Genomic DNA, 24107 nt, shown 5'->3' with positions numbered 1-24107 from the left:
ACTCTTAAATAGAGTCTTGCCTTTTAGTTATTAAGCAGCTAGAAGTATGCCTAGAAAGATGCCATAAAGAATAGAGGCATAAGGGCTAGAAGTAATAGGACAGCTACCTGAGGAGCAGCCAATAAGTTTATAATAGCCCAAACCAAGTAGGCCGCCTATTAATGGGAAAGTTAATGTCTGTAACATAGAAATGCTCCTTTTGAATGTCTGAAAATGGAATAAGGCAAGTATAGATGATAAATGGATGAAATTCTGTAATTAAGTTACAGAGAAAACGTGTTGAATGTAACTTAATCACAGAAAATAAAAATAAAAATGGCTAAAATAGATTTATACATTTAAATTAAAAAGTTGAAGAAATAGCAATACAAATATAAGCGTTTAAGTAACGTTATAATAAAGAATAGGAGTGAAAATATGGGCAAAAAGGTCATTATTGTGGGTGGTGTAGCAGGTGGTGCATCTACTGCTGCTCGACTTAGAAGATTAGATGAGTCTATAGAAATCATTATATTTGAAAAAGGTGAATATATTTCTTTTGCAAACTGTGGATTACCTTATTATATCGGTGATGTTATTGGTGAACGTAGTCAGCTTATTTTACAAAGTGTAGAAGAAATGAGCCATAAATTTAATTTAGATATACGTGCATTAACTGAAGTGGTCAGCATTGACCGAGTAGGTAAAAAGATCGTTGCAAAAAATCTTCAATCAGGTGAAAGTTATGAAGAAAGTTATGACCAATTAGTACTTTCTCCAGGTGCTCATCCTATTGTTCCAAAGATTCCAGGTATAGAGGCCTGTAGAAATTTATTTACATTAAGAAATATACCAGATACAGATGCCATTAAGGCCTATATTGAAAAAGAAAAACCTAAAAGAGTTACTGTAATCGGTGGTGGCTTTATAGGGCTTGAAATGTTAGAAAACTTACATGAGTTAGGGGTAGAGTTAACACTTGTTGAAGCAAGTAATCAGGTTATGACGCCATTAGACCCTGAAATGGTAAGTATGATTCACTCTCATTTAATAGATAAAGGTGTACATCTTATTCTAAGTAACGGTGTAAAAGAATTTGAAGATGAAGGAAATAAGATTATTTTACAAAATGGTGAAGTAATAGAAACAGATTTTATTATTCTTTCTATTGGTGTAACACCGGAAACGAGTCTTGCAAAAGAAGCTGGACTTGAAGTGACACCACGTGGGTCAATCCTTGTCAATGACTATATGCAAACATCAGATGAGTCAATCTATGCACTAGGTGATGCAGTTGCAGTAAATGACTTTGTAAGTGGAGAACAAGTGATGATTCCATTAGCATGGCCAGCCAATAGACAAGGACATATTGTTGCAAATAACTTATGTGGACGTAAGGAACGTTATAAAGGAACACTGGGCTCATCAGTAGCCAAAGTTTTTGATTACACAGTTGCTACAACAGGCAATAACGAAAAAACATTAAAACGTCTAGGGAAAAATTATCAAGCACTACACATTCATCCAGGTTCTCATGCAGGTTACTACCCAGGTTCTTTCCCAATTGCTTTTAAACTTCTCTTTGATAAAGAAACGGGGCGTGTTTTAGGTGCTCAGGGTGTAGGGATGGAAGGTGTAGAAAAGCGTATTGATGTACTAGCAACAGCTATTAAAGCTGGATTTACAGTTTATGATTTACAAGATGTAGAACCATGTTATGCACCACCTTATAATTCAGCTAAAGACCCTGTCAATATGATGGGGTATTATGGGAGCAATATTTTAGATGGATTAGTGGAAGTTATACAATGGGATGAAATAGATGAAGCTGTGAAAAATGGAGGTGTTATTTTAGACGTTAGAGAAGAATTTGAACTTGCAACGGGTGAAGTACCAGATGCAATTCATATGCCGCTGGGGCAAGTTCGTGAACGTATGGAAGAGCTTCCAAAAGATAGAATCATTTATGTTACTTGCCAAGTTGGGCAAAGAGGTTATGTAGGGTGTAGATTATTAAGTCAATATGGATTTAAGTGTAAAAATATTGATGGCGGTATTAAAACCTATTTATATATGCAACGTGGAGAAAAAGATTACAACGCACAACAAATAAAAGAAAAAAACAATCCACCAAGTCAAGTTGAGCATGTAAAGGAGAATGTAACTATGGAAGCAAAGTATCAATTGAATGCTTGTGGCTTACAATGCCCAGGACCTATCCGTAAAGTATTTGAGCAGATGAATACCATGGAAGAAGGAGAACTGTTAGAAGTAAGTGCGAGTGATCCGGGCTTTTCAAAAGATATTGGTGCGTGGTGTGAAAAAACCCATCATACACTTTTAAAAGCGGAGTATGTAAAGGAACGTAAAGCTTTTGTAGCCACGATTCAAAAAGGCGCACAAAAAACACAGGCACTATCTTGTTCAGTAGCAACAAATGATAAAAATGGTGCTACACTTGTTGTATTTAGTGGAGACTTGGATAAAGCCATAGCTTCTTTTATTATTGCAACAGGTGCAGCTTCTATGGGAAAAGAAGTGACTATGTTCTTTACTTTCTGGGGACTTAGTATTTTAAAAAGTAAAGATAGACCTAAAGTGCAAAAAGATACAATGGAAAAAATGTTTGATATGATGTTGCCTAGTCATACAGATAAATTAGGCCTTTCTAAAATGAATATGGGAGGTATGGGACCAGCTATGATCAAGCAGATTATGAAAAAACACAATGTAGATAGCTTAGATACATTAATTGAAAATGCTATTAAAATGGGTGTAAAAGTAGTTGCTTGTGCCATGAGTATGGACTTAATGGGTATTAAAAAAGAAGAGTTTATTGAGGGGGTAGAAATTGGTGGAGTAGCATCCTACTTAGGAGCAGCAGAAGATTCAGGTCTGAATTTATTTATTTAGATAAATAGGAATTGTGATGTAGTTACAGAATGAATGATGAAATAAGGGCATAATAAAGCTAGGATAAAATTTAAAGGAGTGAATGTTAAATGAAGGATTCCAGTTGGCTAAAAAATGCCCTTTTATTAGGACTTGTTTTTTTCTTAGCAATTTTTATTATGAAACCAGTAGGTGTTTCAACACAATTTAGTGTATTAAGTGGTATGGTACATAGTACCATAGAGCCCAATGTGATTACAGCAGACCCTACTCGTGAAAGTGGTTATAGAAGTAGTAATGCCTACTATGACAAGAGTGAAGGAAAATTAGCAGGGCATATCAAAAATCCTTGGAATTATGATTTTGTCTTTGTATTAGCTATGCCATTAGGGGCTTATATGGCTTATCTTCTTAATCGTAAGAAGCAACCTTCGCATATGGCAAACATAGGAGAAAAGCAAAATATTCCAAGTTTAAAACAAAGCTTTATAAGACTCTATTTACCAAGTTTTATAGGTGGTTTTTTAATCTTATTTGGCGCTAGAATGGCAGATGGTTGTACAAGTGGACATATGATGAGCGGTATGATGCAAGGTAGTGTAAGTGGTTATATTTTTGCTGGTGCTGTATTTGCTGTAGCCATTCCAACAGCTTTACTTGTGGATGCGTACAATAAAAGAAAGGTAGGGCGATAAGATGAATATCTTTTTTGGAGTTATTTTAGGAGGATTATTCGGCGCTGTACTTTATTATGTTGGTGCATCTAATCCACAAAAACTTTTAAGCATGTTACGTTTTCAAGACTTAAGCTTAATGAAAATTATTTTCTTTGCAATAGGATTTGCAAGTGTTCTTCTTTCTATTGCAAGTTTAGTGGGGATTTTTGATCCTTCTCATTTAAGTATTAAATCTACACATTTAGGCGTCGTTATTGGTGGTCTCATTTTTGGTATAGGTTTTGGTGGACTAGGAACATGTCCAGGAACTTGTGTAGTAGCTACCTCTAGTGGCGGATTCAAAAAAGCGATTGTGGCAGTATTAGGGGGACTCATAGGTGCATTTGTATTTTCAATAAGCTATGGGCCACTCAAAAATATGGGATTATTTGATACAATGAGTTTAGGTAAACTTACATGGTTTAATATATCAGATCAATTCCCATCAGTATTTAGCATAGGGTATAGTGGATTACTTGGAATAGGCATCTTATTTATGTTGATTGCAGTAAGCCTTCCACTTCATCCCTTTACAAAAAATAAAAATTAAAAGGAGTTTAGTAATCTTAGTGATTACTAAACTCCTTTTGCTTATTGTAAGATTAATGTGTGAAAAAGCGTTGTTTAAGAGCAGCTTTATCTGTAATAGTTACGCCACCACGAGAGAGTTTTACAAGTCCTTCTTGCTCAAAGTATTTTAACATTCTAGAAACAACTTCTCTTGCACTGCCAATATATTTAGCAATCTGTTCATGGGTAAACTTTAAAGTAGGACATCCACATTTTGCCGATTCATCAAGTAAAAAGAGTGCTAAGCGTTCATCAAAACTCATAAAGAGCATTTGTTCCATAGCCCACATCACATCTGAAAAACGTTCCACAGTGGTTTTGTTAGAAAAGTTTTCAACATAGATATTTTCTTTAATAAGTTGAGAGAAAATAGAAGTATGAATGAGTAGGGCCTCTGTATCTTCTTCTGCATCAATATGCACATCGAAAGTAATATGATTTAAAATACATGAAGCAGAAAGGGTACATAAATCACCTCCAAAAAGGCGATAGAGTGTAATATCTTTACCTTTTTCGGAAAGCATATAAGTACGTAAAGAACCGTTTTTGATTAATATAATTCCGATACAATCCTTATCACCACTATGTAGTGTCTGCCCTGCTGAAAAATGAACCAAATGGGTGTGTTCAAAAAGTAAAGTTTGTTGGCTAGGAGTGAGATGCCCCCAAAAACTTAAATGTTGAACTAAAAAACTTTGATCTTCTTGAGAAATCATAATAGGCCTACCTTTCTTCTTTTTATAGATATAGTATAAAAGGAAAAAAGTTTTTATGCTAGCCTTCAATAGAACTTAGTGACTGTGTCACATACAACATTTATAAATGGCGTTATAATGAAGATATATTAAGGTTACATTAGAGCAGCAATACAAGAGGAGGAAACAAAATGTTTTCATTTTTAAAGAAAGATCATCATACTATTTTTGTAAATGAATTAGACGATTTAATTGGAAAAATTAATTTAATAGATATACGTGAACCAGGTGAGGTGAGGTTTGGAACCATCCAAACAGCTACGAATATTCCAATGGGAAATTTATTAGAGCATCCAGATAAGTATTTAAAAAAGGATCAAACTTATTATTTAATGTGCCAATCAGGTATGAGAAGTGCACGTGCCACATCTGCTTTAAAAAAGGTGGGTTATAACGTGATTAATGTAAAAGGTGGCTATGGTGCTTATGGAGGTAAATATACAAAATAATAAAAGGTTAAAGATTTTAACATTAAAGGAGTGAATAAGAATGAGCAAAAAAATAGTCATAGTAGGTGGTGTTGCAGGTGGTGCTTCAGCAGCTGCAAGATTACGTCGTTTAGGTGAAACAGATCAAATTATTATGTTTGAGAAGGGACCGCATGTTTCTTTTTCAAACTGTGCACTCCCTTATCATTTAAGTGGAATCGTTGAACCAGCAAGTAAACTTGTATTAATGAATCCAGATAAATTTAAAAAGCAATATCATATAGACGCACGTATTAATCAGGAAGTGATAGGGATTAATCGTAAAGAGAAAACAGTTACCGTTAAGAACCATGTAACAGGAGAAAAGTATACAGAAACATATGATAAACTTATTCTATCTCCAGGTGCGAAGCCTGTTGTACCGCCATTTAAAGGAATGAATACACTACCTATTTTTACCATACGTAATGTGGTAGATATTGAGAAGCTTAAAACATATATATCCGCACACCAAGTGAAAAAAATCACTGTGATTGGTGGTGGATTTATTGGAATAGAAGCTGCAGAAAATTTACAAGAAGCAGGGTATGAAGTAACGGTTATAGAAGCGGCAACACAAATTTTAAGACCTTTTGATGAAGATATTGTTCAAATTTTCCATAAAGTATTAATGGACCATAAAGTTCATTTAGTCTTAGGGCAACCAGTAAGCCATTTTGAAGAGGGAAAAGTTGTTCTTAGTTCAGGTGAAGTGATAGAGGCAGAAGCAGTTGTTATGGCAGTGGGGGTTAAGGCAGAGAGTGAGCTGGCTAAAGTGGCAGGTTTAGAAGTAAGTACAAATGGTTCTATTCAGGTAAATGACCTTTATGAGACAAATGATCCAGATATTTATGCCATAGGAGATGCCATAGAAGTTACACATGAGTTAACAGGACAAAAGACAAAGTTAACATTAGCTGGTCCAGCACAAAAGGAAGCACGTCTCGTGGCAAATGCCATTCATGGGAAAAAGGTCGTACCACAGAGCTATATAGGAAGTTCTGCAATTAAAGTATTTGATTACAATGGAGCAAGTACAGGACTTAACGAAGGATTAATTGAAACCTTAAACTTAGATATTCAATATGATAAAGTGTACTTTATATTAGGTGATAAAGTGGGGCTTATGCCTGACAGTCATCCGATGTACTTCAAACTCCTTTTTGAAGTGCCAAGTGGTAAAGTATTAGGTGCTATGGCAGTTGGAAAAGGCAATGTAGATAAACGTATTGATGTCATTGCTACAACGATTAAGTTTGGTGGCACAGTCTATGATTTGAAAGAATTAGAGCTTTGTTATGCACCTTCATTTGGTACGGCAAAAGACATTGTCAATTATGCAGGGCTTATTGCAGGCAACTTATTGGCTGGAGACTTTAAACAAGTTTCGGTAGATGATGTAAGACCACTCTTAGAAAGTGGTGCAACATTTATAGATGTAAGAGAGCCTGGAGAATACAAATTAGGTCATTTAAAAGGTGTTCAAAATATTCCACTGAGTGAATTACGTGAACGTCTAGATGAAATCCCACAAGATCAGCCAGTATATATTCACTGTAGAACGGGTCAACGTAGTTATAATGCCGTATTGGCATTGGAACAAAGAGGGTTTAACAATGTAGTAAATGTAACAGGAGGATTTTTAGGCATTTGTGCTTATGAATGTTTCAAAGATCAGCAAACAGGAAGAGAACCCATTGTTACAGCATATAATTTTAAATAGTTTGAAGAAGGTTACTACACCGAGTGTAGTGATCTTCTTTTTATATTCACCTCTTTACGCATAGTATGACAAGGTTTATTATAGAACATATACAAGAGGGAATTTTTACTAGGTTTAAAGAAGGGAGGAAAGTAGATGGCTTCATCTGTAGAATTTGTAAAGTATGTATGTGAAAAGTTAAAGGTTGCAGGAGAGATTACTTTTAAGAGAATGTTCGGAGAATATGGTTTATACTGCAATGGAAAATTTTTTGCATTAATCTGTGAGGATCAACTGTTTGTAAAACCCACACAAGAAGGTCGACAAATACTTGAACAATATAATCATGAAATAATAGAGGGAAGTCCTTATCCAGGGGCAAAATCACACTTTATATTAGATGATTTTGAAGAAGAAGTATTTGTAAGAGCTTTTATGGGTGCAACTTATGAAGCGTTGCCTTTTCCAAAACCTAAAAAGCAAAAGGCAAGTAAAAAGATTAAAGAAGAAAGGTTACCTTTAATTTAAATGGAGGTATAATATGATCTATATTTCACAGTTATTAGAAACACCCAGGTTGATAAAAATACTGGAGGAGTATGCTATAGGATTAGAAGTGATTAGCTTTAGTATTGGCTATATTCTAGATGATTTAGAGACCTCAATTAAGCATTATCAAAAGGCGTTTTTAGAACTACCATTAGACACACCACTTACTTTTCATGGGCCATTTCTAGATTTATTACCAGGAAGTTGTGATGCTAAAGTACAAGCATTGGTAAAAGAAAGATTTGAAGCAGCCTATGAAGCGGCCTTAAGTTTTGGTGTGAATCAAATGATTTTCCATACAGGATATATGCCCAATACTTACCCAGATCAGTATTGGTTTCAGAATGTAATAGATTTTTGGAGAGCCTTTTTAAAAGATAAGCCAGATGACTTTACAGTTTATATTGAGAATGTGTTAGATTTAGATTGGAAGTTGATGCAACGGTTAATCGATGAGATTAATCATCCTAGTTTAAAAATATGCCTGGATGTAGGACATGTACATGCTTATAGTCCTTACCCAGTAGAAGAATGGATAGAAGCATTAGGGGAACGTATAGGCTATGTTCATCTCCATAATAATGATAAAAGTCGTGATGCCCATGGTGGATTACTAGAAGGTACGATTCCTATGGAAATGATTTTGAAATTATTAAAAGAAAAGGCACCTCATGCACATTGGAGTTTAGAAGTATCTGATGAACAAGCCTTAAGGGCGTCACTAGACTGGTTAGTACACAATAAGTTGATGAGCAAGTAAATAAAGAATTGAAGGGAGAAATCAATGAAATACTTAATTTTTTCAGATATACACGGATCAAGTAGCTGTACCAAAAGAATGTTAGAGATTTTTGAAGAAAAAAATTGTGATCTAATGCTTATATTAGGTGATGTATTGTATCACGGCCCACGTAATCCTCTGCCAGAAGGGCATAATCCAAAAGAAGTGGTAGAACTTCTTAATACTTATAAAAATAAAATTGTATGTGTGGGAGGAAACTGTGATGCAACAGTAGATCAAATGGTGCTAAACTTCCCATGTCTTGCTGAGTATACAATCATTATGGACCAAGGCATTAAACTTTTTGCGACTCATGGACATCACTATAGCCCAGAACAGCTTCCTGTATTAAATCAAGGAGATGTATTCCTTTATGGACATACACATCTTTGGGAAATAGAAGAAAAGGAAGGCGTTATTCAATGCAATCCGGGCTCTATTAGCTTACCGAAAGAAGGGCGTCCAGCAACTTATGCACTTTATGAAAATAGGAAGTTAGAAGTTTACACATTAGACGGCGAATGTTTAAAGGCTTTAATGATATAAGACTAAAACCAACAATTTCTTTTGAGGTAAGAGAAGTTGTTGGTTTTTTATTGTTTGGAAATAGACAAACAATAAAGATAAGAAATAAAAGAATTATATTATTCTTAAAAAATAACTAAAATGTATAAAAAAGGAACTTTTTGTAAGAGCACAAAAAGGTATTGCCTATAATATAAAAATCGAATATTATTGTCTTAGAAGTGATGAAAGTTCGGAAAAAGCATTTAGCATAGGAGACTTAGAAGGAGATTTGACATGAAAACAAATGCAAAACAAGTAGCTATGCCGATTATTGAAAAAGTAGTTGATATAGCTGAAGAAATTTTTAAAAATCCAGAATTAGGTTATAAAGAAGTAAGAACAGTAGGAGAAATTATAAAGTTTTTAGAAGCTTACAATATTCCTTATACAAAAGAAGTTGCTTATACAGGGATTATAGCAACAATAGATAGTGGAAAGGAAGGTCCACATATTGGTTTAGTATGCGATTTAGATGCAGTACCAACTAATGGACATCCTTACTGCAATCCACAAGACAACGGTGCACATACATGTGGGCATTACGCACAAATAGGTGTTATGTTAGGTGTACTAGCAACCATTAAAGAAGCAGGCATTGTGGAAGCATTAGGCGGTAAAGTGAGCTTTATTGGAACACCAGCAGAAGAGTTTGTAGACTTTGATTATCGTCATGAGCTCATGGCACAAGGTAAAATCAAATATGCATCTGGAAAACAAGAAATGATTCATTTGGGTGTATTTGAAGATGTAGATTTAGTTCTATCTTGTCATACACTTGGAACAGGCATGCCATATGATGCAGAAATAGATGCAACATTAAATGGATTTATTAAAAAACGTGCAGTATTCCATGGTAAGGCAGCTCATGCAGGTGCTAATCCATCACAAGGAATTAATGCTTTAAATGCAGCGAACTTAGCAATGACAGGGATTAACTTCTTAAGGGAAACATTTAAAGAAGAAGATGCCATTCGTGTACACTTTATGCTTGTTGAAGGTGGACAATCTGTTAATACCATTCCGGAGCGTACTACATTAGATATGTACATACGTGGAAAATCTGTAGAGGCGATTATGAATGCCAATGAGAAAGTAGACCGTGCTCTAAGAGCGGGTGGTCTTGCTATAGGATGTGATGTAGAAATTACAGATACACCTGGTTACTTCCCATTAAGACAAGATCGTAACCTGACTAAAGTAGTTGAAGATAATATGCGTCACTATATTCAGGCAGAACGTATTTTAAGAGATGGGCATGGATTTGCTTCTGGTGACATGGGAGATATTTCTATGATTATTCCAACTGTTGAAATTGGAACAGGTGGATTTGTAGGAACAATGCACGGCAAGGATTTCCAAACAGAAGATGCTAATATGGCTTACAATATTCCAATTTACTATTTCATTGGTACGATTGTAGACTTATTAAGTGATAAAGGGCAAAAGGTTTATGAGATTAAAGAAAACTTTAAGCCAATTTTTACAAGAGATGAATATCTTAAAACATTAGAAAACTTAAATCAAACTAGAATGTATAAACTGGAGGACACAAAATGTTAAACAGAAAATTTGGTAGTTTATTATTAGCAGGTATGATGATGGTAACAACACTTGTCGGATGTAGCAGTGGTGAAGGGACAACACCAGCAGGTGAAAGTCAAGAAGCTACAGGTGAAAAAGTAAAAGTAACCCTTTTAGTAACAGGTTCTCTAGGAGATAAAGCATTCAACGATTCAGCTCAAGCAGGTATGGAGAAAATTAAAGCAGAATTTGGTGATCAAGTTGAAACAGAAACCATTGAAATTGGTTTTGATAAAACAAAATTTGAACCAGCACTTATTGACGTATCAGAATCAGATACAGATATTATCGTAACAGGTCCATGGGATATGAAAGAACATATCGAAAACAATGCACCTTTATACCAAGACAAAAAATACATCGTGTTTGATACAGATGTAGCTTATGATGAATATGACTTAAACAACGTATATTCAATGAGTTATAAACAAAATGAAGCTGGTTTCTTAGCTGGTGCACTTGCTGCACTTGCAACAACTTCAGATATGGAATTTGCTAATGCAGACAAAAAAATTGGTTTCGTTGGTGCACGTGATACATCACCAGTTATCAATGACTTCTTAGTAGGGTATATCCAAGGTGCACAATTTATTGATCCAGAAATGAAAGTAGAAGTTTCTTATGTAGGTTCATTCACAGATACAGCAAAAGCAAAAGAATTAACACTTGCACAATATGCAAAAGGTGTAGATGTTGTATTCGTAGCGGCAGGTCCAGCTTCAACAGGTACAATCGAAGCAGCATCATCAGCTAAAAAATATGTTATCGGTGTAGACTCAGATCAAGCTTTAGCTTATGAAGGTAAAGAAGAAGCAAACCATATCATTTCTTCAGCACTTAAACGCTTAGATACATCGATTGCACGTGGTGTAGAATTATATCTTCAAGATGGTTTAACATTTGGTGCACACGAAGAGTTAGGGCTTAAAGATCAAGCTGTAGGGCTTGCAAATAATGCAATCTATGAAGCTGTTGTAACAGAAGCTATTCGTACACAAGTAGAAGAAGTAGAGCAAGCTTTACTTAATGGAGAAGTAGAACTTAAAACAGCACTAGGTATGTCTCAAGAAGACTTACAAGCAATTATCAAAAGTGTACAATAAGTAAGAAGGTATACTACAAAGCATAGGGGTGAATGAAATGAAAAAGCCAATAATACTAGAAGTGAAAGACTTAACTAAAGTTTACCCAGGTGGAGTAGTTGCAAATCATGAGGTAAATATTAGTATTGAAGAAGGTGAAATTCACGCACTTATTGGAGAGAATGGTGCAGGAAAATCAACTTTAATGAAAATGCTATTTGGAATGAACGCACCTACAAGCGGTAAAATCTATGTAAAAGGTGAGGAAGTGCACTTTACTTCCTCAAAACAAGCGATAGAAAAGGGAATTGGGATGGTTCATCAACATTTTATGTTGGTGCCATCTCTTACTGTTGCGGAGAATTTAGTCCTTGGACATGAACCTAAAAAGGCAGGCATCATTAACCGTAAACAAGCTATTGCAATTACGGAAGAACTTTCAAAACGTTATAACTTAGAAGTGAATGCAACAGAGTTAGTAGCCAATATTTCCCTGGCAATGAAACAAAAATTAGAAATTTTAAAAGCGCTTTATAGAGGTGCTAAAATTCTTATTTTAGATGAGCCAACAGCTGTTTTAACACCACAAGAAACAGATGAACTTTTTGAACAGCTTAAATTACTTCGTGAAAAAGGACATACGATTATCTTTATTTCACATAAGTTAAATGAAGTAAAAGCTTTAAGTGACCGTCTAACTGTTTTACGTGATGGTAAAACAATGGGGACACATCCGGTGAGTGACTTAACAGAACAAGAGATTTCACGTCTTATGGTAGGGCGTGATGTCAGCTTAGATATTCCAAAGGAAGAATCTAAGTTTGGAAAAAGCGTTTTAAATGTTAAGGACTTAACGTATACAAACAAATTTGGAAAGAAAAAGGTAGACCATATTTCTTTTAGTGTAAAAGAAGGACAAATACTTGGTATTGCAGGGATTGATGGCAATGGTCAGTCAGAACTTATTGAAACAATCGTTGGAAGCTTAAAACAAGATCAAGGAATGATTACACTTAAAGGTGAAGATATTTCTCATATGAATATCTTAAAGCGTCAACAAGTTGGTTTATCTCATGTATCTGAAGATCGTATGGTATTTGGAGCAGCACCTAAATTATCTTTAGAGGATAATGCCATCTCAAAAGTCTATCGTACAAATGAAGTGAGTAAATTTGGCTTGTTAGATGCTAAAAAAATTAAAGCTTTTACAGATAGGATTCTTTTAGACTTTAAGGTAAAGCATAGTTCAAGTAAACAAAGTATTAAAGAACTTTCTGGAGGAAATATTCAAAAGCTTATTGTTGGGCGTGAATATGTATACGATCCAGAGCTCTTCATTATTAATCAGCCAACACGTGGGATTGATGTAGGCGCCATTGAGTTTATTCGTCACAAAATTATAGAGTTACGTGCTAGAAAAAAAGCAATCTTACTTGTATCTGCAGACTTAGGTGAAGTTTTATCACTAAGTGATACAATTATTGTTATGAATGAAGGTAAGATCGTAGGTTACATTGAAGATGTAAAAAATGTAACAGAAAATGATTTAGGACTTTATATGTTAGGTGTTAAAGTAGATGCACCAGAAATTATTGGAGGTGCATACAGTGAGTAATATAAAAAATTGGTTTGACAAAAATAGTTTTAATGCACTAAGACTGTCTGTAGCAATTGCCATTGCACTTGCTATATCTACAGCAATTGTTTTCTTAGTCAGTGAGACACCAGTAGAGGCACTAAGTGCGTTATTTACAGGCCCACTTGGTTCAAAGCGTCACTTCTTTAATGTATTAGAAATGGCAACACCACTTGCCTTTACAGGTTTTGCACTAAGTTTAATTTATCAATCAGGCAATTTTTCAATGATAGCAGATGGTTCATTATATTTAGGGGCGGTTGTAGCTTCAGTTATTGCTATTAAGCTACCACTACCTGCAGGGATTCATCCTATTGTAGCTATTGCAGTAGCAGCAGTAGTAGGTGGTTTAATTGGTGCAATTCCAGCACTATTAAAAGTAAAGTATAAGTCTAATGAACTTGTAACTTCTCTCATGCTAAACTATGTATGTTTCTACTCAGGTCTTTATGTGGTAAACCGTTTTATCATTGACCGCCAAGCAGGAAACTTTGCATCTTTGAAATTTGAAAAGACTGCAAGTCTTGGTAAGATTGTAGAAGGTACACGTCTCCATTGGGGATTTGTTTTAATGCTTATTGTAGGGATTCTTCTTTATATCTTTGTGTATAAGACAAAGTGGGGGTATGAAATTCGCCTTGTAGGAAGTAACTTAGAATTTGCTAAGCATACAGGAATTAATACAGCTAAAGTCATTATTATGACACAAATGTTAGCAGGTGCCATTGCAGGTATGGGCGGTGCTAGTGAAAAACTAGGAATGTATACACGATTTGGTTGGGCAGATGCACCGACTTATGCTTGGGATGGCGTTATTATTGCTATACTTGCGGGTAACAATCCAAAGTTTGTACCGTTTGCAGCCTTCTTTTTAGCTTATATCCGTGTAGGGGCAGATATTATGTCTAGAAAGAGTGACGTACCTAATGAGCTTATTGCCATTATTCAAGGAATCATTATCTTATTGATTACAGCGGAGCGATTCCTCTATGTTGTTAAACAGCGTCAAGAATCTAAAAAAGCACTAGAAAATTATTCATCATAAGGAGGCGGACATGAACGATTTACTTGATATTTTTACCAACCAAGATTTTTATTTTGCTATGTTACGTTCGACCACTCCAGTACTTCTTACAACGCTAGGGGCAATTATTGCTTCACGTTCTGGAGCAAGTAATATTGCTTTAGAAGGAACAATGCTTGCATCAGCTTTTATGGGCGTTGTAGTGAGTGCACTCACTCAAAATGCATGGGTAGGTTTATTTGGAGCTGTACTTATGGGAGTCATTATGAGTAATATTTTAGCCTACTTTGCACTTAAGCTAAAATCAAATATTATTATTTCAGGGATTGCCTTAAACTTAATGGCATCCGGTGGTACAGTATTTGGACTTTACCTTTTAACAGGAGATAAAGGCGCTTCAACTTCTTTAAATTCTCTTGTATTACCAAGTATAGAAATTCCTATTATCAAAGATATACCTGTTATTGGTGGCATCTTATCAGGACACCACATTTTAACGTATATCGGATTGATTCTAGTAGTAGCTATTTGGGCAATGTTTAAGTACACAACTCTTGGGATGCGTATTCGTGCAGTAGGAGAATCTCCAGAAGCAGCAGAGTCAGTAGGGATTTCTGTAAATAAAATGCGCTATATCGCCTTAACACTTAGTGGGATCTTAGCAGCCCTTGGTGGTGCTTTCTTATCTATGGGATATGTTAAGCTCTTCTCTGCAGGAATGACTGCAGGACGTGGTTACGTAGCTCTTGCAACACAAGCAATGGCAGCAGGAAACACCATCGTTGGACTCTTTACATCTATGCTCTTTGGATTTAGTGAGAGTTTATCCAATTACTTACAAGGCTTTAGTTTACCAATAGAATTTATTCAAATGCTTCCTTACTTAACGATTATTATTATCTATGTAATTTACACAGCAAGACAAAGTAAGAAAGAAGAAAAGAAAAAAATAGATTAAAAAATTCCCCTTAGATAGGCTTACAATCTAAGGGGGATTTTTTATAAATAAGCAATTTATCTTGAAGATAAGGGTAGAAAAGGTGGTATGAGCATCTTTGGGGATAAAGTACGGAGCAAAATCAGAACAAAAACTTGACAATAATTGGGTATCCAAGTAATATAAGTTTTGATGTCCAAGTATTTTGTGATGGAGGAATTAAAATGGATAATACATTACGTCTTATTAGTCAGGTAAGACATGCGATACAACGTTATATTACAGAAGCTTTAGTGCGTGAAGGAGTAGAAGGTATTGTGCCTTCTCATGGAGATATTATGGTACATCTTTTTCAGCATGAAACTCAAACTATGAAAGAATTGGCTAAGAAAATTAACAAAGATCCTTCTACTGTTACAACCCTAGTGAAAAAACTTATAGCGATGGGGTATGTGGAACGAGTGGCAGATATTCAAGATAAAAGAGCAAATCCAATCAGACTTACGGAGAAAGGGAAGGCGTTAAAGCCTATCTTTAATCATATAACAGAAAGCGTTTTTAGACAGCTTTATCAAGATATTACAGAAGAAGAACTGATTCTTTTTAGAAAAGTCTTAATAAAGATGTACGAAAATTTAACGTGCCAACAAGGAGGACTAGAGCGTGAATAAGAGAAAATATCAAATAAGGATTGCTTTGCTACTTGTGTTTTTAGTGGCAATTAACACTTATGTATTAACCCGTCATAAGGAAGGAACGACTACACTGGATAAAGATACACTTATTGTAGGTATGGAGCTTAAATTCCCACCTTTTGAGACTGTAGATGCTAATGGGAATCCTATGGGCGTATCCGTAGAACTTGCACAAAAGCTTGGTGAAAAATTAGGAAAGCATATAGAGATTAGAAGTTTAGATTGGGCAGGGCTCATACCAGCACTTCAAACACAAAATATTGATTTGATTATTTCCTCAATGAGTATTACCGAGGAACGTTTAGAGACTATAGATTTCTCAGAGGAATATGCATCTTCTGATATTGCATTAGCGATTTATAAAGGTTCAGATGTGAATAGTTATGAGGATTTAAATAGAAGTGATGTAACAGTTGCAGTTAAGCAAGGAACTATTGGTGAGATGTGGGCAATGAATAATTTGCCAGATGCTAAAATTAAAAGTTTTACAGAAGTATCAGCAGGGCTTTTAGATGTAAATGGTGGACAAAGTACAGCGTTTATTTATGATCCATTAAGTCTTATTGAAAGTTCTAAAAATCTCAGTCAAATTAAGTTGAACTTAGATCCTCTACCAGGAACAAAAGGTTGGGGTGTAGGCATGCGTAAAGGTGAAACAGCTTTACAACAAGCCATTAATCAAGCATTAATGGAGATTAAAGAAGAAGGCTTCTATGATAAAATGCGTGAAAAATATTTAAAAGAGGATGTAGAAAAGTATGAGTCTTATGGACTTAAATACTTCTTCTAGGAGGAAGGTATGAAAGAAAAAACATTAAAGAAAATATGGGATCTATTAGTTGTTTTTACAATTTTTAATATGATCTTTTTGCTAGTGATTTATAAAAACCCAGATTTCAAATTTAATAGTATCATTTTAGGACAATATGTAGGGTTATTGGGACAAGGCTATTTCTATACAATAGGGATTAGTATCATTTCACTTATACTAAGTTTAGTTTTTAGTGGCTTATTATTTGCAATGAGTATTTCTAAGCATAAATGGTTGAACTATTTTTATACTTGCTTTACACAAATTGCTTTAGGTGTACCACTTATGGTGCATATTATTGTTCTTTATTTCTTCCTAACGTCTGCAATAGGGATTCGTAATCCACTTGTTGGTGGAACATTGATTTTATCTTTGTATATGTCTTGCTACTTTGCAAAAACATTTGAAGGGGCTTATAAAGATATTTCACCTCAGCAATTTAAGATGATGCATATTTTAGGTTTACCAAAGCACATTTGTATGATAAAAATTATTTTACCTCAAATGATTAAAGTAACATTACCAACGCTTACAAGTCACTTTGCGTTATTGGTGAAAAGTACAGCCCTTCTTTCATTGATTTCAGTACCAGAATTTACGCAAATGATTAACTTATTTAACTCCAAAACATTAGAGTTTGTAACAGGTTATGTATTACTTGCAATAGGTTATTTAGCTATTACTATTCCACTTAGTATCTGTGCAAACTGGCTTAATAAAAAGGTGGTGCAAAGATGAATATAGAAATACAAAATTTAATTAAAACGTATGGGAAAGAGTCTGCCATTCATATTGATACATTGGATTTAAAAGATATCCATACCCTTGCTATTGTTGGACCAAGTGGTGGAGGGAAAAGTACCTTACTTAAACTTCTTGGGACTATCGAAATAGCGGATAGTGGTTCTTTAAAAGTAAACGAAATAGAGATTGTAGGATTAAAAGATCCTAAAAGCTATCTTCATGAAATAGGCTTTGTTTTTCAACATGATAATCTTTTTCCTAATTTAACAGTATTACAAAATGTGACCATTCATCTAATCTACACGTATCAAATGGATGAAAAAGAAGCTACAACTCTTGCCGAGAAATGGTTAAATAAAGTAGGTATATTAGAACATAAAGATAAAAAAGTGCATCAGTTAAGTGGTGGACAAGCACAAAGGGCAGCTATTGTAAGAGCATTGATTACAGGTGCAAAGCTTTTAATGCTAGATGAACCAACAAGTGCATTAGATCCAGAGTTAGCTTATGAGGTGATGATGACATTAATGCATATGAAAGAAGAAACTGATATGATTATTGTTACCCATGAACTTAACTTTGCAAGACGTTTTGCCGACTATTATCTCTTTGTAGAAGAGGGGGGAATTCTTGCACATGGGCCAATCGAGCAACTCTTTGCACATGAAAATAGTCGTATTCAAGAGTTTGTTAATAAGATTACATTTAAATAGATGATAAAAGGGACTGTTAAGCACAGTCCCTTTTTATATGATGTAAGATAGATGAATATTTTCTAGTATAATTAAATGTAGCTAGGAATTATGAAATAGGTGGCATTTTAAGATTAGGATAATTATCCTTCTTATAATCAGGAACTTCAAAGGATTTTTTATGTGCAAAGTTTTCTACTTTAATTCCAGCAGGTGTAATGGATAAAGTGATTTCATCAATACCTATAGTATTATGAGGACCTACAAACGGCTTAACACGTACTTTAAGTATAAATGAAAAACCACGGTATGCTTCCCTGTCTATGTGAAGAAAATCTACATCGTAAAGTCCATAAAGTAAGGGCATGCCATATTGCTTTTCAATTTCAGCAGAAATCACAGGATCTAAAGTAGTTACAAGCATATCTTTATAAAGTTCTTCTATAGAACCTTCTGCAGGCGTGTAAGGATAGGGTATACCAGCTTTTGTATCCGTAGGAGCAGATGATGCAAATACAAAAGTCGAACAACACAATAACAAAATAAATAACAAGACATTTAACTTTTTCATAAAGCACCTCTAAAAACTTTATAAAATAGTATACGTAGATTTAAAATATAAATTCATGGAATATAAAATAAAATCTCTGGTGCTTAACTAGAGATTTTATTTTTGTTATGGAGTTGATGAAGAAGCTTAGAAATCCAATAAGCAATAATTGCCCAAACACTTATAATGGTAGAGTAGGTATAGAGCACATTGATGAGCTGTCCCACAGAGAATGTACTTGTCATCCCACCTTGAGATGGCATACTCCCTTTTCCATCAGCCATATTGGTTGGTATATCACCTTTACTATGTTTACCATCTTGACGATATATATCTTCTTTGATACTGTCTTTTGAAGGCATATTTTCATTATGTTCGCCTTCTGGACGATTACCTTTTTCACCTTGTCCAGACTTGGACATGGTAGATATTTGGAAAGGCATAGCCATCCATTTAGCAAAACTAGAAGTTGCCATATTGTAGCTACCAAGTAATAAAAGGATAATCATACAAAGAAGTCCAAGTGGTTTGGTAAGAGCTTCTGGTAGATTGATGATCTTTTTAAACATACCTTTTATAAATGTCCAATGTAAGCCTACATGAAGTCCTATTAAAATAAGCATATAGGCAGGGATGACTTGATGACCTATTTTAAAGAACATCGAAGAGGTACCTATAGAGGTGAAGATTGTTTTAGAAATCATAATACCGCTCAAAGCAATAAAGAGGGTACATAAGAGTAGCAAGAAGTTAATGATCCAACTTATCTTAGTTTTTAAAGGAAGCTGCTTTGAAAAGAGTTTTGAGGTAACACCTTTGATCCATTTCCAATTGATAAATGTATGTATAATAAAAAGACCACAGACAAAGAGTCCTCCAACTTCATGGAAAGACATGCTAATGACACGTTTGTTATACATAAGTATTAAAAGAATAGCCATGATACAATCTAGAATGATTTTAAGCCAGTTTTTGTTTTTCACAAAAATTCCTCCTTAGCGTGTTATATAGAAAGAATAAAGATGAAATGTGATGGACAAGTGACGAAGTCTTGAGGAAAAACTGAAAATGAATCTTAAAGAGTGTTGACAAGACTTAAGGGTTAGAAGTAGACTATTGTTGAAATGAATAAGAAAGAGGTGGACTATGGAAGCCATTTATGAAGCAATAGAACAAAAAATTAAAGCAGCGGGATATGATGGTGCTGTGAATGGGATGGCCATCTATGATGAGATTTGTGATGAGATTGAAGGCAAAGAAAATGGTTCTTATATCTTTATGTCTAAGGTAGAAGATGATGTTTTCTTTGAATATAAAATTGATATTATGGATGATGAATTTAACTTAGCTTATATCAATATTAATACACCAGATGGCATCATTCATGTAGATTTTGATGCAGAATAAGCACTATCGTATAGATGCAAGGTGTAATGGATGTGGGGCATGCAAGAAGGTATGTCCCGTTCATTGCATCAGTCGGGGCAATCCTTATAGTATTAATCAGATCAAATGTATACGCTGTGGACGTTGTGTTTCAAGATGTTGGCGTAAATATATAAAAGAAGAAACTGTTCAATAAAATAGGTGAATAAAAGGCTACTAAACTAAAAGATTTAGTAGCCTTTTATTCACCTATTTTTTATATTAATGAGAAAATAAGAAAAATGAAGTATATAAAATCCATTCTAGTAAGAAACTAACAAGGTTATATGTGAAAAATAAAAAATGTCATTAAATCACTTTTTTAGGTATATTTTTCTAAAAAGTGACATACTAACCAAAGGAGGTGAAATTATGCCTAAAATACATGATTATTATCAAGAGATGCTGGATACCCACTATGGCTCTCATTTAGAAATGTGTAGTGAATTAGGACTTACATTAGATGATTTGTACACTAATGAATTAGAAGAAGATGATTTCTTATAATTAAACACATTAAGGATGATGAACATGGAGACTTTTGAAATTACAACCAAAATTAAATTTGGCAAAGGGGCATTAGAATATTTAGAGAGCTTGAAAGGTAAAAGAGTATTCATCGTAACAGATCCTTTTATGGTTAAGTCTGGAATGATTAATAAAATAACTGAACGTTTGCAGGACGGGAATTATGAGGTGTTTAGTGAAGTTGTACCAGACCCGCCAATGGAACTTGTTACAAAAGGTGTAGAAGCAGTACTAGGTTTTAAACCGAATACAATGATTGCATTAGGTGGAGGATCATCTATAGATGCAGCAAAAGCTATTATGGATTTCTCTAAGAAAATTGGAAATCTAAATGATATGCGTTTTATCGCGATTCCAACAACAAGTGGAACAGGTTCTGAAGTAACCTCATTTGCAGTGATTACTGACCAACAAAAAGGTGTCAAATATCCTCTTGTATCAGATAGCCTTTTACCAGATGTAGCTATTTTAGAACCTGAACTTGTAAAGAGTGTACCAGCGGCTATTGTAGCAGATACAGGTATGGATGTATTAACACATGCAGTTGAAGCTTATGTTTCAACAAAAGCAACAGATTTTTCTGATGCATTAGCTGAAAAAGCTGTAGAACTTGTTTTTGAGTATTTAAGACGTTCCTATGAAAGTGCAGAGGACATGGAAGCAAAAGAAAAAATGCATAATGCATCATGTTTAGCTGGTATTGCTTTTAATCTAGCTTCTCTTGGGATCAATCATGCAATTGCTCATAATATTGGTGGGAAGTTGCATATACCTCATGGACGTACCAATGCACTCTTATTACCTTATGTGATTGAATTCAACGCACATATTGATGGATTTAACCCTAAAGAGTATACAGTAGCAGCTAAGAAATATGCAAATCTTGCAAAACTTATTGGTATACAAGGTGTTAATACACGTGCACTTGTAAAGAACTTTGTGGCTGAAATTATTAAGCTTCAAAAGTTAATGAAAATGCCAATGAGTCTAAAGGAATGTAATGTTACAACTGAAAGTATTCAAGAATTTAAACAAGATATTGCAAAAGGTGCTTTAGAAGACGCATGTATACTAACCAATCCACGTGTAGCGACAACAGGAGATGTTTTAGAAATTATTCATCAAATTACAAGTTAGGAGTTAGAAAATGGAATTTGAACCCAAACAGCGTATTATTCAAGAATTTGTACCAGGGAAACAAGTTACATTGGCTCATGTCATTGCACATCCAACAGATGAGATCTATAAAAAACTAGGACTCATAGATGAAAATATAGAAGCTATAGGCATTTTAACCATTACACCAAGTGAAGGTGCGATTATAGCTGCAGATGTAGCCACAAAAGCTTCAGATATACGGATAGGATTTATAGACCGTTTTAGTGGTGCACTTGTATTTTCTGGTGATGTAGGTTCTGTAGAAGCTGCTATGAACGATATTTTACGTGTACTCGAAAATATACTAGGTTTTACACCTACGAATATAACAAGGACTTAAAAATGAAGCGTATTATTTTTATTGGTAAGACAGGGTGTGGCAAAACAACACTTTGTCAAAAACTTAATGAATTAGAAATAAAGTATAAAAAGACTCAAGCTGTAGAACTCTATGAGAATGCAATTGATACACCTGGTGAATATCTAGAAAATCGTCATTATTATAGTGCATTAATCATGAGTGCTGTAGATGCAAAAATTATTGCACTTGTGGCAGACCCAACAGCCTATGATCATTTTATTCCACCAGCTTTTGCAGGGAGTTTTGCTAAAGAAGTGATTGGTATTATCACAAAGATTAATCTTATAACAGATGAAAAACAAATGATCAAAGTAGAAGAAGGACTAAAGGCTGGAGGTGCTAGTCACATCTTTAAAGTAGATACAGTAGATGGAGTAGGCATTGAGCCACTTTTTACGTATCTACAAGAAGTATTAAAGGGATAAGGTGCATTACTAAGGAGGAGGAAGAGTGAGAGAAGAACTTTTAAGTGTAGGTATAGATATTGGTACCAGCACAACTCAGCTCATCTTTTCTAAAATAATTGTAGAAAATATGGCATCAAACTATACAGTCCCACGCATTGTTATTGTAGATAAAGAAATTATCTATAGAAGTGAGATTTACTTTACACCTCTACTATCAATTCATGAAATTGATGGACCACAAGTCCGTTCAATTATAGAAGGTGAATACAAAAAAGCAGGTATTGAACCCTCTAAAATTGATACAGGTGCAGTCATTATTACAGGAGAAACAGCACGTAAAGAAAATGCCGCTGAAGTACTGAATACATTAAGTGGCTTAGCTGGAGATTTTGTAGTAGCTACTGCTGGACCAGACCTTGAAAGTATTATTTCAGGGAAAGGTGCAGGGGCGCACCTGTATTCTAAGGACCACAGTACAAGTGTTGTCAATATAGACATTGGAGGTGGGACAAGTAATTTAGCTGTCTTTTTAAGAGGAGATGTTAAAGAGACAGGATGTTTAGATGTAGGCGGTCGCCTCATTAAAGTTGACCCAAGTACGCATAAGATTACGTATATCGCACCAAAATATGAAAGACTCATTCATGAGCGAAACTTGGGACTTGCCATAGGCACTATTGCTACTAGAGAAAATTTGAAACCTATACTAGAGATCATGGTAGAAGTACTTGAACAAAGTGTAGGGCTTCGCAAGCAAGACAATCTATTAAGTTTTATTATGACAAATAAAAATATTGAACTTAGTGTGCCTATAGAATGTATTTCTTTCTCTGGTGGTGTGGCTGATTATGTTTATTATGAAGGGGAAATAGACGATGATTTTAAATTCGGGGACATTGGCATCCTATTAGGAGAAGCTATTAAAGCATCCTCTTTATGCCAAAAGCTAAAACTTGTAAGGAGCACAGAAACCATTCGTGCGACAGTAGTAGGGGCAGGGACACACACAACAGAAATAAGTGGAAGTACCATTACGTATACCAATAATGTCTTTCCAATTAAAAACTTACCTATTTTAAAATTAGCTCTTGATGAAGAGACAGAAGGTGAAGAAGCATTAGTACATGCTTTACACAAAAAACTAGACTGGTTTAAGTTAGAGGGAGACTTACAACGTGTAGCAGTAGCGCTACAAGGTAAAGCTAATCCAAGTTTTAATGATATACAAACTTATGCAAGAGGATTAGTAAGAGGTATGCAAGAACTGATTGAACGTGAATTACCGCTCATTATTATTGTGGAAGAAGATATGGCAAAAGCTTTAGGACAAAGTATGTACAACTTACTCCAGTACAAAAAAGATGTGATCTGCTTAGATAGCGTAAAGCTAGATAATGGTGATTATATTGATATTGGTAGCCCTATTGCTGAAGGAAGTGTCTTACCTGTTGTAGTTAAAACATTAGTATTTAGTTAAAGGTGTGAAATTGTGAAAGGA

Annotated in this window: 28 protein-coding genes; 24 read left to right on the top strand and 4 right to left on the bottom strand. The window is 34.7% G+C overall.

What is annotated here, in order from left to right; genetic code table 11:
- Positions 1-30: 30 nt before the first annotated feature.
- Positions 31-186 carry a DUF6132 family protein gene (locus BN2390_RS21695; protein ID WP_154668813.1) on the bottom strand — a complete coding sequence of 52 codons (156 nt, stop codon included), beginning with the start codon at positions 184-186 and terminating at the stop codon, positions 31-33.
- A 231-nt stretch (positions 187-417) separates the two neighbouring features.
- Here BN2390_RS21695 and BN2390_RS09315 point away from each other — a divergent pair, with 231 nt between their 5' ends.
- The 3 genes from BN2390_RS09315 (at position 418) to BN2390_RS09305 (ending at position 4137) form a co-directional block, all read left to right on the top strand.
- Positions 418-2892, top strand: a complete 2475-nt coding sequence (locus tag BN2390_RS09315; protein ID WP_053984080.1) for a CoA-disulfide reductase — start codon at positions 418-420, stop codon at positions 2890-2892.
- An 89-nt stretch (positions 2893-2981) separates the two neighbouring features.
- Positions 2982-3566, top strand: coding sequence for a YeeE/YedE thiosulfate transporter family protein (locus tag BN2390_RS09310; protein WP_053984079.1), 585 nt, complete (start codon positions 2982-2984; stop codon positions 3564-3566).
- 1 nt (position 3567) lies between these two features.
- Positions 3568-4137, top strand: a complete 570-nt coding sequence (locus tag BN2390_RS09305; protein WP_053984078.1) for a YeeE/YedE thiosulfate transporter family protein — start codon at positions 3568-3570, stop codon at positions 4135-4137.
- Between the two features lie 52 nt (positions 4138-4189).
- Here BN2390_RS09305 and BN2390_RS09300 read toward each other — a convergent pair whose 3' ends face one another.
- Positions 4190-4873, bottom strand: a complete 684-nt coding sequence (locus tag BN2390_RS09300; RefSeq protein WP_053984077.1) for a Crp/Fnr family transcriptional regulator — start codon at positions 4871-4873, stop codon at positions 4190-4192.
- A gap of 170 nt (positions 4874-5043) precedes the next feature.
- Here BN2390_RS09300 and BN2390_RS09295 point away from each other — a divergent pair, with 170 nt between their 5' ends.
- The 14 genes from BN2390_RS09295 to BN2390_RS09230 all read left to right on the top strand — a co-directional run bounded on the left by BN2390_RS09295 (position 5044) and on the right by BN2390_RS09230 (position 18201).
- Positions 5044-5361: a rhodanese-like domain-containing protein gene (locus tag BN2390_RS09295; RefSeq protein WP_053984076.1), complete on the top strand. Its 318-nt coding sequence runs from the start codon at positions 5044-5046 to the stop codon at positions 5359-5361.
- A gap of 40 nt (positions 5362-5401) precedes the next feature.
- On the top strand, positions 5402-7102 hold the full coding sequence (locus BN2390_RS09290; RefSeq protein WP_053984075.1) for an FAD-dependent oxidoreductase: 1701 nt from the start codon (positions 5402-5404) through the stop codon (positions 7100-7102).
- Between the two features lie 135 nt (positions 7103-7237).
- Positions 7238-7609, top strand: a complete 372-nt coding sequence (locus BN2390_RS09285) for a TfoX/Sxy family protein (protein ID WP_053984074.1) — start codon at positions 7238-7240, stop codon at positions 7607-7609.
- Between the two features lie 13 nt (positions 7610-7622).
- Entirely contained in the window at positions 7623-8390 is a 768-nt protein-coding gene (locus tag BN2390_RS09280) for a sugar phosphate isomerase/epimerase family protein (RefSeq protein WP_053984073.1), read from the top strand.
- A 24-nt stretch (positions 8391-8414) separates the two neighbouring features.
- Positions 8415-8957, top strand: a complete 543-nt coding sequence (gene yfcE, locus BN2390_RS09275) for a phosphodiesterase (protein ID WP_053984072.1) — start codon at positions 8415-8417, stop codon at positions 8955-8957.
- Between the two features lie 255 nt (positions 8958-9212).
- On the top strand, positions 9213-10538 hold the full coding sequence (locus BN2390_RS09270) for an amidohydrolase (protein WP_053984071.1): 1326 nt from the start codon (positions 9213-9215) through the stop codon (positions 10536-10538).
- Positions 10532-11662, top strand: coding sequence for a BMP family ABC transporter substrate-binding protein (locus tag BN2390_RS09265; RefSeq protein ID WP_053984070.1), 1131 nt, complete (start codon positions 10532-10534; stop codon positions 11660-11662). Before BN2390_RS09270 ends, BN2390_RS09265 begins: the two co-directional genes overlap by 7 nt.
- Positions 11663-11699: 37 nt before the next feature.
- Positions 11700-13256 carry an ABC transporter ATP-binding protein gene (locus tag BN2390_RS09260; protein ID WP_053984069.1) on the top strand — a complete coding sequence of 519 codons (1557 nt, stop codon included), beginning with the start codon at positions 11700-11702 and terminating at the stop codon, positions 13254-13256.
- Positions 13249-14322 carry an ABC transporter permease gene (locus BN2390_RS09255; RefSeq protein WP_242847658.1) on the top strand — a complete coding sequence of 358 codons (1074 nt, stop codon included), beginning with the start codon at positions 13249-13251 and terminating at the stop codon, positions 14320-14322. Before BN2390_RS09260 ends, BN2390_RS09255 begins: the two co-directional genes overlap by 8 nt.
- Positions 14323-14332: 10 nt before the next feature.
- Positions 14333-15259, top strand: a complete 927-nt coding sequence (locus BN2390_RS09250) for an ABC transporter permease (protein ID WP_053984068.1) — start codon at positions 14333-14335, stop codon at positions 15257-15259.
- A gap of 203 nt (positions 15260-15462) precedes the next feature.
- The gene (locus BN2390_RS09245; protein ID WP_053984067.1) at positions 15463-15909 is read left to right on the top strand and encodes a MarR family winged helix-turn-helix transcriptional regulator; all 447 of its coding nucleotides are present in this window, start codon (positions 15463-15465) and stop codon (positions 15907-15909) included.
- Positions 15902-16723, top strand: a complete 822-nt coding sequence (locus tag BN2390_RS09240) for a transporter substrate-binding domain-containing protein (protein WP_053984066.1) — start codon at positions 15902-15904, stop codon at positions 16721-16723. Before BN2390_RS09245 ends, BN2390_RS09240 begins: the two co-directional genes overlap by 8 nt.
- 9 nt (positions 16724-16732) lie before the next feature.
- On the top strand, positions 16733-17482 hold the full coding sequence (locus BN2390_RS09235; RefSeq protein ID WP_053984065.1) for an ABC transporter permease subunit: 750 nt from the start codon (positions 16733-16735) through the stop codon (positions 17480-17482).
- Positions 17479-18201 (top strand): amino acid ABC transporter ATP-binding protein, encoded by a 723-nt coding sequence (locus tag BN2390_RS09230; RefSeq protein WP_053984064.1) that lies wholly within the window; start codon positions 17479-17481, stop codon positions 18199-18201. The genes BN2390_RS09235 and BN2390_RS09230 overlap by 4 nt, the downstream gene beginning before the upstream one ends.
- Positions 18202-18289: 88 nt before the next feature.
- On the opposite strand, the gene BN2390_RS09225 is transcribed toward BN2390_RS09230, so the two are convergent.
- Positions 18290-18751, bottom strand: coding sequence for a DUF3888 domain-containing protein (locus BN2390_RS09225; protein ID WP_053984063.1), 462 nt, complete (start codon positions 18749-18751; stop codon positions 18290-18292).
- 83 nt (positions 18752-18834) lie between these two features.
- The gene (locus BN2390_RS09220) at positions 18835-19713 is read right to left on the bottom strand and encodes a DUF4405 domain-containing protein (RefSeq protein WP_053984062.1); all 879 of its coding nucleotides are present in this window, start codon (positions 19711-19713) and stop codon (positions 18835-18837) included.
- Between the two features lie 163 nt (positions 19714-19876).
- Between BN2390_RS09220 and BN2390_RS09215 the strand changes: the two genes are divergently transcribed.
- The 7 genes from BN2390_RS09215 to eutA all read left to right on the top strand — a co-directional run bounded on the left by BN2390_RS09215 (position 19877) and on the right by eutA (position 24086).
- Positions 19877-20137, top strand: a complete 261-nt coding sequence (locus BN2390_RS09215) for a hypothetical protein (RefSeq protein WP_053984061.1) — start codon at positions 19877-19879, stop codon at positions 20135-20137.
- Entirely contained in the window at positions 20127-20312 is a 186-nt protein-coding gene (locus tag BN2390_RS21380; RefSeq protein ID WP_082238709.1) for a 4Fe-4S binding protein, read from the top strand. Before BN2390_RS09215 ends, BN2390_RS21380 begins: the two co-directional genes overlap by 11 nt.
- A gap of 215 nt (positions 20313-20527) precedes the next feature.
- Complete coding sequence (locus BN2390_RS22250) at positions 20528-20662, top strand: hypothetical protein (RefSeq protein ID WP_271012979.1); 135 nt, start codon at positions 20528-20530, stop codon at positions 20660-20662.
- 24 nt (positions 20663-20686) lie between these two features.
- Positions 20687-21820 carry a 1-propanol dehydrogenase PduQ gene (locus tag BN2390_RS09210; protein WP_053984060.1) on the top strand — a complete coding sequence of 378 codons (1134 nt, stop codon included), beginning with the start codon at positions 20687-20689 and terminating at the stop codon, positions 21818-21820.
- A 10-nt stretch (positions 21821-21830) separates the two neighbouring features.
- Positions 21831-22181 (top strand): ethanolamine utilization microcompartment protein EutS, encoded by a 351-nt coding sequence (gene eutS, locus BN2390_RS09205; protein WP_053984059.1) that lies wholly within the window; start codon positions 21831-21833, stop codon positions 22179-22181.
- Positions 22182-22183: 2 nt separating this feature from the next.
- Positions 22184-22627 (top strand): EutP/PduV family microcompartment system protein, encoded by a 444-nt coding sequence (locus tag BN2390_RS09200; protein ID WP_053984058.1) that lies wholly within the window; start codon positions 22184-22186, stop codon positions 22625-22627.
- A 25-nt stretch (positions 22628-22652) separates the two neighbouring features.
- Positions 22653-24086 (top strand): ethanolamine ammonia-lyase reactivating factor EutA, encoded by a 1434-nt coding sequence (gene eutA, locus BN2390_RS09195; protein WP_053984057.1) that lies wholly within the window; start codon positions 22653-22655, stop codon positions 24084-24086.
- The last annotated feature ends 21 nt before the right edge of the window (positions 24087-24107 follow it).

Source organism: Niameybacter massiliensis (assembly GCF_001282685.1).
Classification (GTDB): domain Bacteria; phylum Bacillota; class Clostridia; order Lachnospirales; family Cellulosilyticaceae; genus Holtiella; species Holtiella tumoricola.
The sequence above is the reverse complement of the archived record's forward strand: the minus strand, read 5'-3'. Positions and strand labels throughout refer to the sequence as shown.

Coding starts and splice junctions, on each gene's coding strand:
- BN2390_RS09250 (WP_053984068.1), top strand. CDS start 14,333: ATGAACGATTTACTTGATATTTTTACCAACCAAGATTTTTATTTTGCT.
- yfcE (WP_053984072.1), top strand. CDS start 8,415: ATGAAATACTTAATTTTTTCAGATATACACGGATCAAGTAGCTGTACC.
- BN2390_RS09315 (WP_053984080.1), top strand. CDS start 418: ATGGGCAAAAAGGTCATTATTGTGGGTGGTGTAGCAGGTGGTGCATCT.
- BN2390_RS21695 (WP_154668813.1), bottom strand. CDS start 186: ATGTTACAGACATTAACTTTCCCATTAATAGGCGGCCTACTTGGTTTG.
- BN2390_RS21380 (WP_082238709.1), top strand. CDS start 20,127: ATGCAGAATAAGCACTATCGTATAGATGCAAGGTGTAATGGATGTGGG.
- BN2390_RS09210 (WP_053984060.1), top strand. CDS start 20,687: ATGGAGACTTTTGAAATTACAACCAAAATTAAATTTGGCAAAGGGGCA.
- BN2390_RS09280 (WP_053984073.1), top strand. CDS start 7,623: ATGATCTATATTTCACAGTTATTAGAAACACCCAGGTTGATAAAAATA.
- BN2390_RS09235 (WP_053984065.1), top strand. CDS start 16,733: ATGAAAGAAAAAACATTAAAGAAAATATGGGATCTATTAGTTGTTTTT.
- BN2390_RS09225 (WP_053984063.1), bottom strand. CDS start 18,751: ATGAAAAAGTTAAATGTCTTGTTATTTATTTTGTTATTGTGTTGTTCG.
- BN2390_RS09305 (WP_053984078.1), top strand. CDS start 3,568: ATGAATATCTTTTTTGGAGTTATTTTAGGAGGATTATTCGGCGCTGTA.
- BN2390_RS09285 (WP_053984074.1), top strand. CDS start 7,238: ATGGCTTCATCTGTAGAATTTGTAAAGTATGTATGTGAAAAGTTAAAG.
- BN2390_RS09230 (WP_053984064.1), top strand. CDS start 17,479: ATGAATATAGAAATACAAAATTTAATTAAAACGTATGGGAAAGAGTCT.
- BN2390_RS22250 (WP_271012979.1), top strand. CDS start 20,528: ATGCCTAAAATACATGATTATTATCAAGAGATGCTGGATACCCACTAT.
- BN2390_RS09215 (WP_053984061.1), top strand. CDS start 19,877: ATGGAAGCCATTTATGAAGCAATAGAACAAAAAATTAAAGCAGCGGGA.
- eutS (WP_053984059.1), top strand. CDS start 21,831: ATGGAATTTGAACCCAAACAGCGTATTATTCAAGAATTTGTACCAGGG.
- BN2390_RS09200 (WP_053984058.1), top strand. CDS start 22,184: ATGAAGCGTATTATTTTTATTGGTAAGACAGGGTGTGGCAAAACAACA.
- BN2390_RS09245 (WP_053984067.1), top strand. CDS start 15,463: ATGGATAATACATTACGTCTTATTAGTCAGGTAAGACATGCGATACAA.
- BN2390_RS09295 (WP_053984076.1), top strand. CDS start 5,044: ATGTTTTCATTTTTAAAGAAAGATCATCATACTATTTTTGTAAATGAA.
- BN2390_RS09260 (WP_053984069.1), top strand. CDS start 11,700: ATGAAAAAGCCAATAATACTAGAAGTGAAAGACTTAACTAAAGTTTAC.
- BN2390_RS09310 (WP_053984079.1), top strand. CDS start 2,982: ATGAAGGATTCCAGTTGGCTAAAAAATGCCCTTTTATTAGGACTTGTT.
- BN2390_RS09290 (WP_053984075.1), top strand. CDS start 5,402: ATGAGCAAAAAAATAGTCATAGTAGGTGGTGTTGCAGGTGGTGCTTCA.
- BN2390_RS09270 (WP_053984071.1), top strand. CDS start 9,213: ATGAAAACAAATGCAAAACAAGTAGCTATGCCGATTATTGAAAAAGTA.
- BN2390_RS09300 (WP_053984077.1), bottom strand. CDS start 4,873: ATGATTTCTCAAGAAGATCAAAGTTTTTTAGTTCAACATTTAAGTTTT.
- BN2390_RS09265 (WP_053984070.1), top strand. CDS start 10,532: ATGTTAAACAGAAAATTTGGTAGTTTATTATTAGCAGGTATGATGATG.